The sequence below is a fragment of the Psychrobacter pulmonis genome (assembly GCF_904846465.1).
GTDB lineage: Bacteria > Pseudomonadota > Gammaproteobacteria > Pseudomonadales > Moraxellaceae > Psychrobacter > Psychrobacter faecalis.
On record NZ_CAJHAT010000002.1, the window covers coordinates 427,058 to 442,457 of the forward strand.

The following is a 15,400-nucleotide window of genomic DNA, read 5'->3' on the forward strand; positions in this document are numbered from 1 at the left end:
CTATGATTCCTTATGGACGCCAAGATATAAACCAGAGTGATATTGATGCGGTCATCGATGTATTACGTTCTGATTTCTTAACTCAAGGGTCTCAAGTACCTGCATTTGAGCAGTCAGTTAGGGAGGCTTGTAACGCAAACTATGCGGTCGCTGTGAATAGCGCAACCTCTGCTCTTCATATCGCTTGTCTAGCTTTAGGACTCAAAGAGGGCGATTGGATATGGACGACCCCAAATACCTTCGTTGCTTCTGCAAACTGTGGGCTATATTGCGGCGCTCAAGTGGATTTTGTCGATATTGACCCGCGCACTTATAACCTATGTACCGTAGCGCTAGAGAAAAAGCTTGTCGCCGCAAAAAAAGCAGGTAAGCTACCTAAAGTAGTTATACCTGTACATTTCAGCGGTCAGCCATGCGATATGCAAGCTATTCATGCGCTATCTCAGCGCTATAATTTTAAGATTATCGAAGATGCCTCTCATGCGATAGGTGCACGCTATCAAGGCGAGCCTATCGGCAATAGTCGCTACAGTGATATCACCGTATTCAGCTTTCATCCTGTGAAGATTATTACGACAGGTGAAGGCGGTATGGCTCTTACAAATGACAAAGAACTATCTGACAAGATGTTGTTACTTAGAAGCCATGGTATCACCCGTGATGAGCATTTAATGACGCGACCTTTAGATGGCCCTTGGTATTATGAGCAAGTGGCGGTAGGCTTGAACTACCGCATGACCGATATACAAGCGGCTCTTGGCGTCTCGCAAATGCAGCGATTAAGTAGCTTCGTCGCTCGGCGTCATGAGTTAGCCAAGCGTTATCACAAGCTACTGCAAGATTTGCCGATCACTTTACCTTGGCAACGTGCAGACAGCTATTCAGGCATGCACCTCTATGTCATCCGCTTAAATCTATTAGAAATTACGTTATCTCGACTAGACGTCTTTAATCTACTTAAAAAATCTGGCATTGGTGTCAATGTCCATTATATTCCTGTCCATACCCAGCCCTATTACAAAGATAAATTTGGATTTAAAGAAGGGGACTTTCCTCATACAGAGCAGTACTATAGAGAAGCTATTAGTTTACCTATGTATCCGACTCTGACACACCAAGATCAGGATTATGTTATTCAGAATTTGAGAACAATACTTAAAGGTTCACTATGAAACAAGAAGATGTCTTTTTATCATCGGAAGCTGATGAGTGGTATAAGAGAAACGCATCCAATCTAGTTAGTAAAAGCAAATCTGAGGATCGAATTTATCTAGCGATAAAAAAGCATTACCCTCTAGAAATGCAGGGTAAAAAAGTATTAGAGATAGGCTGTGCTAATGGCTATCGCCTCTCTTGGCTTAAGACTGACTTAGGTGCGAGCATTGTGGGTGTTGAGCCAAGTGGTTTAGCTGTGCTAGATAGTAGAGATAGATACAAGTTTAGTGAAAATGAAATTAGAGTGGATACCGCCCGAAGTTTTTTTGTTGATAATGAAAGCAAATTTGACTGTATTATCTTTGGACATTCTCTATATTTGATCGACCCTGAAGACTATGTTGAAGTGATTCACGGGGCAATGAAAGCACTTAACCCAAATGGGGTTATATGTATTTATGATTTTTACTCTCAGCCTCAAAGCCAAGGCTATCATCATAAACAAGGTATCCAATCATATAAGATGCAATTCGATAAAATATTTACTTGGCACCCTCAATTCAAACTTATTTATCAAGAAATAGAAACTCATAATGGTGCCTCAAACCTAGGTAATCCAAAAGAGGACTGTGCCCTAAGTGTAATAAAAAAAGTAGAGGTATCGTTTGCATTTCCGAAACTTGAAGGAGATATCGAGAAAAAATCATGAAGTTAGCATTAGGTACAGCTCAGTTTGGAATGAGTTATGGGGTTACTAACACGACGGGTCAAGTAAATAGTAATGAAGTGGGTGAGATCTTAAAGTTTGCGACTGAGCAAGGGATCTCAGTGTTAGATACTGCTGTAGGATATGGCAACAGTGAAACTGTGCTAGGGAGATATGACTTAACTCGCTTCGATGTCATTAGTAAATTTGGCATTTTACATAAAGAAGGGAAAACTAAATCACTGCATATGCAGGCTATAGAATCGCTAAAAAAGTTAAATATTGATAGTTTTTATGGATTACTGCTACATACAGAACAAGATGCTGTAGGTCCACAAGCAGCTGAAATTTTTGCTCAGCTTGACTGCTTAAAAAGTGAGAAAATCACCAAAAAAGTCGGGGTCTCTTTTTATAGTCCTGATGTTGCAAGAGAAGTCATTACTAACTATCCTCTAGATATTATTCAAATTCCTTCTAATCTTATAGATAATAGGTTTATCGAAGCTGGTATCTTAGAGCTCGCGGTACAAAAAAAGATAGAAGTACATATCAGATCTATTTTTTTACAAGGGTTGTTGGCTGTGTCAATAGAGCAAAGACCTCACTCTTTTCATACTTATCAAGCACTATGTCTCTTTGACAAAGAAGCTGATGATTTGCATTTATCTCCAGTTGAATTGGCACTTAGTCATTTATTTCAACATGAAGAAGTAGCTAAAGGAGTGATAGGGTGTGTCAGTACTGAACAGATACGAGAAGTTATCACAGCTTATCATAGTATGAAGTCGAAGATAGGGCAATTAAACATAAAGAGCCTTTCATCTACCGATACAAGCTTAATCAATCCTAATACATGGTAATAGTATGAAAGTCATAGCTGTTTTACAGGCGAGAATGTCTTCTAGTAGACTACCTCACAAAGTCTTATTACCTTTGCAAGGCAAGCCTATGCTGCTTCAGCAAATAAACAGAATTCAAACTTCCAAGCTCATTGGCATTCTGGTGGTAGCGACATCTATAGAGCCAGAAGATGATGCTATTGAGAAACTTTGCTTGGACAGTGGCATTCATTGCTTCCGTGGGTCTCTTGATGATGTGTTAGATAGGTTTTATCACTGTTCTAGGATTTATGAAGGAGAGCATATCGTTAGACTGACTGGCGATTGCCCAGTAATAGATTCTGGAGTCATTGATCAAGTCATTGCCCATCATTTAGAGTCTGGAGCAGATTATACTTCTAATACCAATCCACCTAGCTATCCAGACGGCTTAGATGTTGAAGTGATAAAAAAAGAAGCTTTGAGCGAAGCATGGCGTAAAGCAAAGTTACCGTCACAACGAGAACATGTCACGCCCTTTATACGCGATAGTGGACATTTTAAGTTAGAGAATTTGTTAGGTGCTGAAGACTTATCTAATCTGCGTTGGACCGTAGATGAACAAGAGGACTTTGAGCTAATCACTTATATATATGATAAGTTATATCCTTCAAATCCTAACTTTCATTACCAAGATATATTGGCACTATTAAATACTGATAAAGATAAATTCAATGTGAATGCTCATATTAGTAGAAATGAAGGTTTAGTGAAGTCAGTCAACCAAGATAGCAATTATTTACTATAAGTAGACTAGTATGAATAGTGGTCAAAAGCTTTGGAAACGTGCGAAGACAGTAATACCAGGTGGCAATATGTTGCTATCTAAACGCGCCGAGATGTTCTTGCCTGAACAGTGGCCCGCTTACTTTAGCAAATCTAAGGGCTGTCAGGTCTGGGACATGGATGGTAATAAGTTTACCGATATGTGCATCATGGGTATAGGCACCAATATACTCGGATATGGTAACGAAGAAGTAGATGATGCGGTGCGCTCAGTCATCGACAATGGCAATATGTCTACACTTAATGCGCCAGAAGAAGTTTATTTAGCCGAAAAATTGATTGAATTACACCCTTGGGCAGATATGGTGCGTTTCGCTCGTACGGGCGGCGAGGCAAACGCTGTAGCTATTCGAATTGCACGAGCAGCATCGGGTAAAGATAAAGTTGCTATCTGTGGCTATCACGGTTGGCACGATTGGTACTTATCAGCTAATTTAAGTAGCGATGAAAGTCTTGCTGGTCATTTATTACCAGGTCTTAGTCCCGGAGGAGTCCCAAAAAATTTAGCAGGAACAGTATTTCCATTTAATTATAATCATTATGATGAGCTCGAGGACTTAGTCAACAAGCATGATATCGGGGTGATAAAAATGGAAGTCGTTCGTAACATGGGCCCTGAAGATAACTTTCTGCATAAAGTTAGAGAACTAGCTACTGATAAAGGTATCGTCCTAATTTTCGATGAGTGTACCTCCGGTTTTAGAGAGACTAACGGTGGCTTGCATAAGAAGTATGGTGTAGAGCCAGATATGGCAATGTTTGGGAAAGCACTAGGCAATGGTTACGCTGTGACTGCGACTATAGGTAAAAGAGAGGTGATGGAGGCAGCACAATCTACATTTATAAGCAGTACTTTTTGGACTGAACGTATCGGATCTGTGGCAGCACTTAAGACCCTAGAGGTCATGAATACTATGAAGTCTTGGGAGATTATCACTCAGACAGGATTGAATATACGTAAGCGCTGGCAAGACTTGGCAAATCAATATGAGCTTGCAATAGATCATTTCGGTTTGCCATCATTAACTGGATTTGTGTTCGATAGTGAAAACCACTTATTTTACAAGACCTTGATGACTCAGGAGATGCTCGCTAAAGGCTACTTGGCAAGCAATATGGTTTATGTCTGTACCGAGCATAGTAAGTCCGTAGTAGATGACTATCTAGATGAGCTGGAGCCTATTTTTGCTTTGATTAAAGAATGTGAAGAAGGTCGCCCGCTTGATGGATTATTAAAGGGTCCTATCTGTCACAGTGGCTTTAAGCGACTGAATTAGTACGATGAATCCTATGAACATAGTCTTTCGTTGTGATGCCTCACTCCAAATCGGTACGGGTCATGTCATGCGCTGCTTAACCCTAGCTGAAATGCTCAAAAATCAGGGCAATGAATGTTATTTTATATGTCGTAACCATACGGGTAATCTAATAGACAAAATACAGCAATCAGGTTTTCAAGCTTATGTGATTGGTATTAATGAGAATAATCACATTAAGGAGAAAGCATTATTTAATGAAGATAACACCCTTTTTCATGCTGATTGGTTAGGCGCTACACAACAGCAAGATGCGCAAGATTGTTTAGCTATTTTAGGGCAACTACAGGTAGATTGGTTAATAGTTGATCACTATGCATTAGATAAAACTTGGCAACAGCTATTAAAACCTTATTATAAAAAACTTATGGTTATCGATGATTTAGGGGATAGAGAGCACCTAGCTGATTTGTTATTAGATCAAAATTACGGTTCAACTTTTGAGAAATATCAAGATCTAGTCCCTGAGAATTGTGAAGTTTTAGCAGGATGTAAGGTCGCATTGTTGAGACCTGAGTTTGCTATGTGGCGTGACTTTAGCCTCAAACGTCGTAAAGATGATATGGAAGTCAAACACATTATAATTACGCTAGGCGGTGTTGATCCTGATAACTACACGAGTAAAATACTTGAGCAACTTGCGAAGACAAAGCTGAGCTCGCAAGTAGTTATTACGGTGGTTATGGGTGCAACTGCTCCGCATTTACAAGCTGTGCAACAGCAAGCCGCTATTATGCCAGTCAAGACTACAGTAGAAGTCAATGTTAGTAATATGGCAGAGCTGATGAGTAATGCTGATTTAGCTATAGGCGCTGCAGGAGCTACCACTTGGGAGCGTTGTTGCTTAGGATTGCCTACTATTCAATTGATAACTGCGGAAAACCAGCGTCAAATCACAGAAGATTTGGCAGCAGATTATGTTATTAAACTGATTGAAAATATTAGTGAAATTACTCAGCTAATAACAACTATAGAGCATTGGCTATTACCTATAGTTATTCGTGCTCAATCTATCACTGATGGGTTAGGAGCTGAGAGAGTGGTTAGTAATATATTAGAAGGTGTTAGTTATGATAGTAGATACTCCTAGTTTTGGCGAAGTAGAGTTATTAACTCTTACTAGTTTGTCCTATGAAGAAAAGCTTAAAGTTCTTGAGATGCGCAATCATTTAAAAGTAAGGTCGCAGATGCATGGGCAAGATATTATAGATGAGCAAGGTCATTTAAAGTTTATTGAATCGCTACAAGAAAGTGCTGAAAAGCAGTACTTTATGGTCAAACATCAAAAGAGCATTGTTGGAGTTATCTATTTTACGGATATTGATCATAATACGCAGAATGCGGTATTCGGTGTCTATGCTAACCTCTACAAAAAAGTGGATAGAGCTGGTTCTATATTAATGGAGTCAGCTTTGGCATTCTTTAAGAAAAGCACTAAACTCAAAACGATAAATTTAGAGGTTTTTGAGTCAAATACTATAGCAAAAAATCTATATATAAAATTTGGTTTCTCTTTGGACAAGTCTTTTGATAAAGGTAGTGAAAAATTAATTACTATGCAATTGACTAAGGATGACCTATAACTAATGCAATAAGAACTGCGAATACAGAAATATTGCAAATTATTTATCTCGACTACTTTATGAGTAATATCATAATTTTATCACAAACGAATTAGATATCAGTCTGATAGTATATGTTTTCTATACTATTAATAGTAGCAAGCAGGTTGTATTTTCAAATTTGGATAAATACTAACTGAGTTATAGAAATTCATATTCTATAATGCCGTAAAATTTATAATAAATACTGTGTAAGAAAAAAAGAGATTTGATAAATGAGTGAATACAAACTTATAAGAGTAGATAGTTTATCAAGAGATAAATTCATAAGCACATGGGAAAAAGCATTTGATAGAAAGTTAGATAGAGCTATATATGACTGGATATTCAATGATAAAAATATAATTTATGCCCTATCAGATGATGATAAAATAACTGCAGGATATTGTTTGTATCCTTTCGATTGTATCTATAATAAAAAGAGAGAAATTGCTCTCTTATGTAACAATGTTTTTGTTCATCCAGATTATCAAGGTAAAAATTTATTTGTGAAAATAGGAAAGCTGGCTCTCAATGATGTTGCATCAAAAGGACTAGGTGTTATTGCATATGGAATTCCTAATCGACTAGCTTTACCCGGTCATAAGAGAACTGGTTGGGATGTAAGACCAAGGATTAATTTCATTAGCGCTAACCGTAAAAAAAACACTGAATATGAGTCAATTTTTAAAAGAGGTAGTTTAACAGGTGCAGAAAAACAAGCTATAGAACTATGCTCTATAAAGTCTTCTAGGAATAGAAATTTTTCTATTTTGAAAACCAAACAATTTGTTAATTGGCGTTTTGAGCAAAAACCGAATGTAGACTACTGGTATGGCTTTGAATACGATGACTCTGGTGATCTTAATGCATATTGTGTTTGCAAGTACTTTAAAGATAAAAGAAATTTACACTTTATAGATATAGATGGTATTGACTCAGTTGCTATAAAGAAACTAATTACAAGAGCTCACAGTGTTCCTGAGGACTTTTCTAGATTGGATATTTGGGATTCCTCAGTACATAAAAATAGCTTTTTAGAATGCGGTTTCCAAAATGAAGATGTAACTGATAACTTGATATTAATCAATCCTGCTACTATGGAGTTTACAGGTACTTTGGATGATATTAATATTACACTTTCTGATAATGATGTTTACTGATAATAAAATATGATAAATATTGCAGGATATGAGGTTGGACCAGAGTCTCCTCCATTTATAATCGCTGAGATGTCTGGTAATCATAACCAGTCCTTAGATCGAGCTATGGCTTTAGTAGATGCAGCTGCTAAATCTGGAGCTCATGCACTAAAACTTCAGACAGCAAGTCCAGATGGTATTACTCTCAATATAGACTCTCCAGACTTTACTATAGATGATCCAACTAGCCCATGGCATGGTGAAAATCTATATAAACTATATCAAAAAGCGGTTACTCCTTGGGAATGGCATAAACCGATATTTAATCGTTGTGCTGAGCTTGGTTTAGTAGTATTTAGCTCACCGTTTGAGCTTGCAGCTGTCGACCTTCTTGAGGAGTTAAACGCTCCTTGCTATAAAATTGCATCGTTTGAGCTGGTAGATATTCCTTTAATTCGTAAAGTTGCTACAACAGGCAAACCGCTAATAATGTCTACAGGTATGGCAAGTGTCACAGATATTCAAGACGCGATAAGTGCAGCAAAATCAGTTGGGAATGACAACATAATCCTATTGAAATGTACTTCTAGCTATCCAGCTACTGCTGCTGATGCGAACTTAGCTACTATTCCACACTTAAGAGATATGTTTGGATTACAAGTTGGTCTCTCTGACCATACATTAGGTATTGGTGTTGCATGTGCCGCCGCTACACTTGGCGCAACAGTGATCGAAAAGCACTTTACATTAGATCGTAGTGATGGTGGTGTTGATTCTTCTTTTTCGTTAGAACCTAGCGAGTTTAAACTACTCGTGACTGAAACTGAACGTGCATGGTTGAGTATGGGTGACATTGTTTACGGCGGTACAGCTGTAGAGCAAAAATCTTTAAAGTTTAGACGCTCTCTTTATATAGCCAAAGATATGAAGCAGGGAGATATTTTAACAGTAGACAATCTTAGAATAGTAAGGCCAGGCTATGGTTTAGCACCCAAACAAATAGATATTCTACTTGGAATGAAAGTGAATCAAGATATTGCAGCTGGATCAGCTATGAAGTGGGATTATGTAGGATGAATAGGAGGATTCTCGTAGTAGCTGCTCATACTGACGATGAAGCGATGGGTTGTGGTGGTACTATCGCTCGGCACGTAGCAGAAGGTGACGAAGTACATTTATTATTTATGACTGATGGTGTTGGTTCACGTGAAATAGTGGCTGAAGAAGCCAATGAACGCTTAGGTGCTGCTCAGCAAGCGGCTGACATTTTAGGTGTTAGTTCTTTCACTAATTTGAAATTCCCTGATAATCGTATGGATAGCGTAGCACTTCTAGATATTGTTAAAGAAGTTGAGCTGATTATCTCAAATATAGCGCCAGAGATTATATATACCCATCATATAGGTGACTTGAATGTCGATCATCAAATTACTCACAAAGCTGTTATGACAGCTTGTCGTCCGCAGCCAAGCTTTTGTGTAAAAACTATCTATGCTTTTGAAGTGCTTTCGAGTACAGAATGGCAGTCGCTTAGTGTAGCGCCTTTTTTACCTAATGTGTTTATAGATATTACTGATTATTTGGCTACAAAAATTCGTGCTTCAGAGGCTTATTTTGAAGAGATGCGAGAGATACCTCATACGCGCAGCCTACATCACATAGAGCTATTAGCTAAACACCGAGGCTATAGCGTTGGTGTTCATGCTGCTGAAGCCTTTATGTTAATAAGAGATTCTCTTTAAAGCCGAGCGAGCTAAAATCGCTATGTAGAGACACCAAGACCGCATGGCAAACGCTCGGTCAGGTCGATTACGGTCTCAAGTCAAGCGAGCCAGGCAATGTCAAATTCCGCCGTTCTCTATACTTTGTAAAAGATATGGAGGCAGGTGATATCATAGATAAAACTTGCATACGAAGCGTACGTCCTGGCTACGGACTAGCACCTAAGTATTTCGATAGTATTCTGGGGAAAAATGTGATTAAAAATATAGTTAAAAATAGCGCAGTACAGCTTGATGCTATCCGCTAGCTTATTAAAAAACACCTCGTATGCGGCTATCGATAAAATAAGCACTATAAGCATAGGTCTTATTTTTATTCCTTTGGGTATTCGGTTTTTAGGTGCAGATTTATTCGGCTTATATATCATTCTAATGATGTTCACTCTGACAGGTGCATTGAGCTTTTTGGATATTGGCTTTGCCACTGGTGTCGAATATTTTGTTAGTTTAAACAGTCAAGATCATCTAGAGCTGGCAAAAATAATTAATACCTCTTTATTGCTGTTTTTCTTGCTAGGCACCTTTAGTACCTTAATTTTCTACTATTTTTTACCGTACGTTATCAGCTTCGTATCTACCGATATCGTATCTGTCACAGAGCTAAGCCGCTATCTAACCCTTATCAGTTTTATACTTTGGCTTCAGTTTATCATGACAGCTTGTACGGCCATTTTACAAGGGTTATCTAGGTTTGATATTATCTACCAAGCTAATATCGTTTATAACATTATACAAAACATACTTGTATTAGCATTAATATATATAAATGGTGATTTGAGTATGGTGTTTGAAACCATTGCTATCGTTAGCATTATAAAATTTATCCATTTATATCTTTATTTACCAAATAGAAAAGCAGGTAATTTGGTAACCTTTGAGAATATAAAAGAAATTGCAAGCTATAGCTTTTTGATATTTATCAATCGCCTTATTGGCTTAGTGAATAATCAAATAGATAGACTATTAATTATAAAAATACTGTCACCACTATGGATGACAGTATATGAAGTAGTCACTAAACCGATAGCGCCTTTGAGCCACGTAGTACAGATTAGTAATGCCGCTTTACTTCCTAAAATAGTCGAAAAACACGCCATAAAAGATATAGCTGGTATCAAAAAGCTTTATAAAAACATAGTAAGGTATAACTATCTGCTCATATTACCTATTTCTTGTTTTCTTGCTCTTTATATAGAGGAGTTATTAAACTTATGGGTGGGTAAAGAGTATATTGAGTATGCAAATATTAGCCGTGTCGCCATTCTCACTTATCTTATGTTACCTATCTTAAGTACTTGTAGCTTAGTTATAGCTGGTATTAAAGAGGTCAAAGCAACGTTTAAATATACGGTTATCAGTATGATGATTAATGCTATCTTGAGCCTGTTATTAATACAGTCATTTGGACTAATAGGACTACTTTGGGCGACCTTTGTCGCTACGCTCTATTTACTAATCGTCTATCCAAAGATACTGGACACAAAATTACTCATTCAATCTAAGATACATACCGACTCTACAAAAATAGCTTTATTTCACCTGCCATTGATAATGCTCTTACTCCTCAATCTTGCTATAGCCACAAGTATCTACTTGAGTATAGCCTTAGCCTTTATACTCGTAGCCATTCAATACTTGGCAAACTTTATTTTTTATTTAGATACAGATGAGAAAAGTATCCTAAAAAATATCTTTAAAAGTAATAAAGCTATCACTGATACTCCAAAAATCTAGCAGGGATCGAAACTGGTATGGATACAAACGAAAAGCGTAGGGTTTTTTTATATGGTTTCACTGGTGAGTTTGGTCAGCATCTTTACGATAACCTCAAACAAGACTATGAGGTATGTCATTGGATAAGTACTAGCGAGGGAGCTGATAATTATTGGTCTTATGTGAGAGTGGATAGTAGATTAACCACCAAACATAAAAGTATAAAAGCCCTTCAAAATTATGAACATTTTTATGACAAGAATTTTCAACAGTATCTGCTTCTAGTACAAAGACGCGGAGAGCACTGGCGAGATTACTTCGAGGTCAGAAACGAGTTTTCTATACTGTATTATCGATTTAACGACTTATTAGATAAGCATGATCCAAATTTAATCCTTTTTGCCAATTTACCTCACGAAGGTGCCGATCATATACTTTATAGTCTCGCCAAGCTGAGAGAGATTAACACCTTGCTTTTCTATCAGAGCTTACATCCTAATAAATTTTTTGCTATGACGAATATAAAGGATTTTGGTGATTTTCAAACGGTTAATGTAAGTAAAACTAACAACATTGTGCCTTATATCAAGCCAAACTTATTTTATATGAAAGACGTTAATAATAAGCTTGATGCAGAGAAAAGTAATCTGCGACACCAGCTTATGTATAAGTTGGGAAGCTATCATACAAAATTGAATAAGTTAGTTGAAGGCATTAAGGAGCATGGAAACGATAGAATTTACTCTAAAAGTTTCTATAGACAGGCGAACCTAAGACTCAATGATATCATTTACAACAAAAAAATTAGCGACACTCATCTAAAGCAAGATGATCTCAATCAGCTTTTGACAAGTGAGAAGCTCATATATGTACCCTTGCATCTTCAACCTGAGCTAACGACTTCAGCTCTAGGGGGTATATACGAGGATCAATTGAATATGATCGAGATTTTATCCTCTGAGACTAGCGACTACACTATCGTCGCAAAGGAAAACCCTAAGCAAAACAGCTTTCAGAGGAAGCCTTTGTTTTTTAGACGTTTGGCCGTCCTTGATAATGTTGAGATAGCTAATTATGATGTAAATTCTACAACATTAATTGAACATTCTAATTTGACTGCTACGATATCGGGCACTGCGGGATGGGAAGCCTTGCAACTTGGGAAAAAATGTATGGTTTTTGGTCAGGCATGGTATCAAACCTTGCCAGGCTGCTATCGATATAGTGATATCTCATTAAAAGAGTGCCTGAGGGTGCCCAACCCTAATATCGTAGAAGTGAAAGGCGCATACGAACTGCTCATTGGTCGGTGTATGGATGGGGTAGTAGATGAAGAATATAGTGAGCTGGTAGAAGGCTATACCGCATTGAACAACGCAAAGGTGGTATCCGAAAGTATTAAAGCAATATTAAGTAGCCCTAGAGTACTCTGGTAAATTGGCTAAACTTACAATCAGTATAGAATTTTAATTTTCATCGTTATTTTAAACTTAATTAATCACTATAAAATATGCTTGATAGTACAGCTTATTACCTTCAAAAGATCCTATTATGAATATACTAATACTAATAAACCCTGCTACCAATTATAAAAGATTTTTCTATCAGCTATCTAAAGCTTTTGAGGACATGGGACATAATATATATTACGCGGCTGACTCAAAGCGTACTATATATATGAATGCATTAGCTGCTATAGATAGAAGTTCTGATACTTTTTATTTCGATGAGTTTTTTAAAAACACTTACTATAGCTGCGATGATAGCCTGTACGAGAGTACTTGGGGAGAGTCACTGTTTTCTGATATAGATAGAGTGATAACCAAAAATAGTAATATTAAGCATACCAGTGAGTATTGGATTAAAGCTAAAAACAGTTTGGACAAGTTCTTCGAACAAATAATTGTAGAAAAAAATATTGATTTTGTTCTTTATGAAAACGTATCTAACAGTTTTGAGTATTCTGCATACAGAGTTGCGAATAAGTATGATAGAAAATATATAGCTTTATCAAGCTCTAGAATCCCAGGTAGATACGAGCTACATACCTCTATTATTGATAGAGAAGTCGAACTAATAAATAATCTAAGAAATAATACCCCTATCAATAGTGAAGAACTAGATTGGTATGAGCGTTATCGAGAAAATATATTAACTGTACAACCTGACTATATGGTCGATAATGCAACTTCCAAAACCAGTTACAAAGATATCTTTAACCTTAATAACTTAAAGAAGTTTGCTAAGGCCATCAATGCACATGGAAGTTATAATCATCAATACGATTACATGAATAGTAGTCCTCTATTTAGCATGCTACACGGCTTGCGATATTCTATGAAAAGAAACATCAATGTTAAGGCATTGGAACAGTATTATCTAACTTCTGAGGCGTTAAGAAAATCTATAGAGGTAGATGAGTTTTATATTTATCCGATGCATTATCATCCAGAATCTTCTACATCAATATTAGCCCCTTCTTATACTAACGAGTTTAATAATATTTTAAATATATCGAATAATTTACCATTTGGTATTTATCTCTATGTCAAAGACCATGCAAATGCTGTAGGTGTACAATCTACTGATTTTTATAAAAAAATACAGCTACTCCCAGCAGTCAAACTAATACATTATGACAATAATATTAAAAATTTGATAATCAAATCAAAAGGTGTGATAACAGTAAATAGCACGGCTGGCTATGAAGCTCAAGTATTAGGTAAGCCAGTCATACTACTAGGTAGGGTATTTTATGAGTCATTTAAGAATGTATATAAGGTAAATAATTTCTCAGAAATATATGAGACCATAAAAACTATGGGCGAATTAGACAGTAAAGAAGTGTTAAAAGACATCATTGCTTACTATAAATACACCTATAGTGGGGTCCTAGACTTTGATAAAGAAAATTATAGCGAAGATTACTTTGCTGACATGGCTAAAAATATAATCGAAAGATATAGGATTGGTTGAATGTACGAAATATCAAACTAGGAATGTTACGGGGAGCATGATTTATCATTAATTTTTCCTTACTCATGTCGGTCTATCAATATGACAATGCTAAATTTTTTGAGCATGCGCTACAAAGTATTGAAGCAAATTCAGTAAAATCTACAGATTTTGTGTTGGTCTGTGATGGAGTATTGACGGCTGAGCTTAACGAGATTATAGAAGATTATACTAGTAAGTTACTTATCAATGTCGTTAGATTGCCACATAACGTAGGATTAGGGAGAGCGCTACAGACGGGTATTAACCATTGCCAATACGAGTGGGTCGCTCGTTTTGATGCGGATGATATTTGCGTCTCAGATAGATTCGAAAAACAAATTGCTTATATAAAAGAGCATCCTGATGTCGATGTAATGGGCGGACAAATTATCGAATTTGCTAACCTTCCTAATGAGGAAGGTACTCGTAAAAAAGTAGTTCCTACCAGCCATAGTCAAATTGATAAATATGCTAAATCACGTAATCCAATCAACCACATGACGGTTATGTTTAAAAAGTCTGCAGTGCTAGACGCGGGCAATTACCAACATGCCCTCTTATACGAAGATTATGATCTATGGGTACGTATGCTGATCAAGGGCTTTAAATTTGTAAATATTGATGAAGCACTAGTCTATGTACGCACTGGTAACGATATGTACCGAAGACGTGGAGGACTAGAGTATGCAAAGCAAGAGATAAAAATGCAGCATAGTTTCTATAGATTAGGCTTTTTTTCTTGCTTGCAACTGGTAAAGAATTTAACTTTAAGAATGCCTATTAGGCTTATTCCTAGCAGCATTAGAGGGCTAATATATTCTAAGATTTTGCGTCAGTAATTGGCATTACTTTAATCTCAACAAAAAACCACCTAGCAGTATCTCACTACTAGGTGGTTTTTTACTCAAAATTATATCGAGTTATTCTAAATATCTAACTACTTCTCTAAATACTGAATCTTACCTTCCACACCATCCCACTTTTCAGCTTCTGGCAATTGACCCTTCATCTCTGTGATGTTTGGCCATTTTTGTGCCAGCTCTTCATTTAGTTGGGTAAACACCTCTTGCCCTTTTGGCACTTCATCTTCTGAGAAGATGGCATTGGCGGGACATTCAGGCTCGCATAGTGCGCAGTCGATGCACTCATCAGGGTCGATGACGAGGAAGTTCGGTCCTTCATAAAAGCAGTCGACAGGACAGACTTCCACACAGTCGGTGTATTTGCAAAGAATGCAGTTCTCTGTAACGACAAAGGTCATAGTACTGTCTACCTGTTATTGGATTGGGCGAAATAGAATAGATTAAAAATAAGGCACATTTTAG

The 15,400-nt window shown here is 37.0% G+C and carries 15 protein-coding genes and 1 pseudogene; 15 read left to right on the forward strand and 1 reads right to left on the reverse strand.

Features of this window, described 5'->3' with window-relative positions:
* Nucleotides 1–2: 2 nt before the first annotated feature.
* The 15 genes and pseudogenes from pseC to JMX70_RS05655 all read left to right on the forward strand — a co-directional run bounded on the left by pseC (nt 3) and on the right by JMX70_RS05655 (nt 14,914).
* Nucleotides 3–1,172, forward strand: coding sequence for a UDP-4-amino-4,6-dideoxy-N-acetyl-beta-L-altrosamine transaminase (gene pseC / locus JMX70_RS05585; protein WP_201590283.1), 1,170 nt, complete (start codon nt 3–5; stop codon nt 1,170–1,172).
* Nucleotides 1,169–1,864 (forward strand): class I SAM-dependent methyltransferase, encoded by a 696-nt coding sequence (locus JMX70_RS05590; RefSeq protein ID WP_201590286.1) that lies wholly within the window; start codon nt 1,169–1,171, stop codon nt 1,862–1,864. The genes pseC and JMX70_RS05590 overlap by 4 nt, the downstream gene beginning before the upstream one ends.
* On the forward strand, nt 1,861–2,721 hold the full coding sequence (locus JMX70_RS05595; RefSeq protein ID WP_201590289.1) for an aldo/keto reductase: 861 nt from the start codon (nt 1,861–1,863) through the stop codon (nt 2,719–2,721). Before JMX70_RS05590 ends, JMX70_RS05595 begins: the two co-directional genes overlap by 4 nt.
* A gap of 4 nt (nt 2,722–2,725) precedes the next feature.
* Nucleotides 2,726–3,487, forward strand: a complete 762-nt coding sequence (locus JMX70_RS05600; protein WP_201590297.1) for a cytidylyltransferase domain-containing protein — start codon at nt 2,726–2,728, stop codon at nt 3,485–3,487.
* Between the two features lie 67 nt (nt 3,488–3,554).
* Nucleotides 3,555–4,802, forward strand: coding sequence for an aminotransferase class III-fold pyridoxal phosphate-dependent enzyme (locus JMX70_RS05605; protein ID WP_201590299.1), 1,248 nt, complete (start codon nt 3,555–3,557; stop codon nt 4,800–4,802).
* Between the two features lie 13 nt (nt 4,803–4,815).
* Nucleotides 4,816–5,931, forward strand: a complete 1,116-nt coding sequence (pseG, locus tag JMX70_RS05610) for a UDP-2,4-diacetamido-2,4,6-trideoxy-beta-L-altropyranose hydrolase (RefSeq protein WP_227671174.1) — start codon at nt 4,816–4,818, stop codon at nt 5,929–5,931.
* Nucleotides 5,912–6,424 (forward strand): UDP-4-amino-4,6-dideoxy-N-acetyl-beta-L-altrosamine N-acetyltransferase, encoded by a 513-nt coding sequence (gene pseH / locus JMX70_RS05615; RefSeq protein WP_201590303.1) that lies wholly within the window; start codon nt 5,912–5,914, stop codon nt 6,422–6,424. The genes pseG and pseH overlap by 20 nt, the downstream gene beginning before the upstream one ends.
* A 254-nt stretch (nt 6,425–6,678) precedes the next feature.
* The gene (locus tag JMX70_RS05620; RefSeq protein ID WP_201590305.1) at nt 6,679–7,605 is read left to right on the forward strand and encodes a GNAT family N-acetyltransferase; all 927 of its coding nucleotides are present in this window, start codon (nt 6,679–6,681) and stop codon (nt 7,603–7,605) included.
* Between the two features lie 9 nt (nt 7,606–7,614).
* Nucleotides 7,615–8,661: a pseudaminic acid synthase gene (pseI, locus tag JMX70_RS05625; RefSeq protein ID WP_201590307.1), complete on the forward strand. Its 1,047-nt coding sequence runs from the start codon at nt 7,615–7,617 to the stop codon at nt 8,659–8,661.
* Nucleotides 8,658–9,326 (forward strand): PIG-L deacetylase family protein, encoded by a 669-nt coding sequence (locus JMX70_RS05630; RefSeq protein WP_201590309.1) that lies wholly within the window; start codon nt 8,658–8,660, stop codon nt 9,324–9,326. The genes pseI and JMX70_RS05630 overlap by 4 nt, the downstream gene beginning before the upstream one ends.
* A pseudogene (locus JMX70_RS05635) lies at nt 9,317–9,613 on the forward strand (SAF domain-containing protein); the annotation flags it as partial. The gene JMX70_RS05630 and the pseudogene JMX70_RS05635, both read left to right, overlap by 10 nt.
* Nucleotides 9,600–11,099 (forward strand): lipopolysaccharide biosynthesis protein, encoded by a 1,500-nt coding sequence (locus JMX70_RS05640; protein ID WP_227671184.1) that lies wholly within the window; start codon nt 9,600–9,602, stop codon nt 11,097–11,099. The pseudogene JMX70_RS05635 and the gene JMX70_RS05640, both read left to right, overlap by 14 nt.
* Before the next feature lie 17 nt (nt 11,100–11,116).
* Nucleotides 11,117–12,514 (forward strand): capsular polysaccharide export protein, LipB/KpsS family, encoded by a 1,398-nt coding sequence (locus tag JMX70_RS05645; RefSeq protein WP_201590314.1) that lies wholly within the window; start codon nt 11,117–11,119, stop codon nt 12,512–12,514.
* 115 nt (nt 12,515–12,629) lie between these two features.
* Nucleotides 12,630–14,054 carry a capsular polysaccharide export protein, LipB/KpsS family gene (locus tag JMX70_RS05650; RefSeq protein ID WP_201590316.1) on the forward strand — a complete coding sequence of 475 codons (1,425 nt, stop codon included), beginning with the start codon at nt 12,630–12,632 and terminating at the stop codon, nt 14,052–14,054.
* A 65-nt stretch (nt 14,055–14,119) separates the two neighbouring features.
* Complete coding sequence (locus tag JMX70_RS05655) at nt 14,120–14,914, forward strand: glycosyltransferase (RefSeq protein ID WP_227671175.1); 795 nt, start codon at nt 14,120–14,122, stop codon at nt 14,912–14,914.
* Nucleotides 14,915–15,012: 98 nt separating this feature from the next.
* On the opposite strand, the gene fdxA is transcribed toward JMX70_RS05655, so the two are convergent.
* On the reverse strand, nt 15,013–15,336 hold the full coding sequence (fdxA, locus tag JMX70_RS05660; protein WP_149492489.1) for a ferredoxin FdxA: 324 nt from the start codon (nt 15,334–15,336) through the stop codon (nt 15,013–15,015).
* Nucleotides 15,337–15,400: the final 64 nt, after the last annotated feature.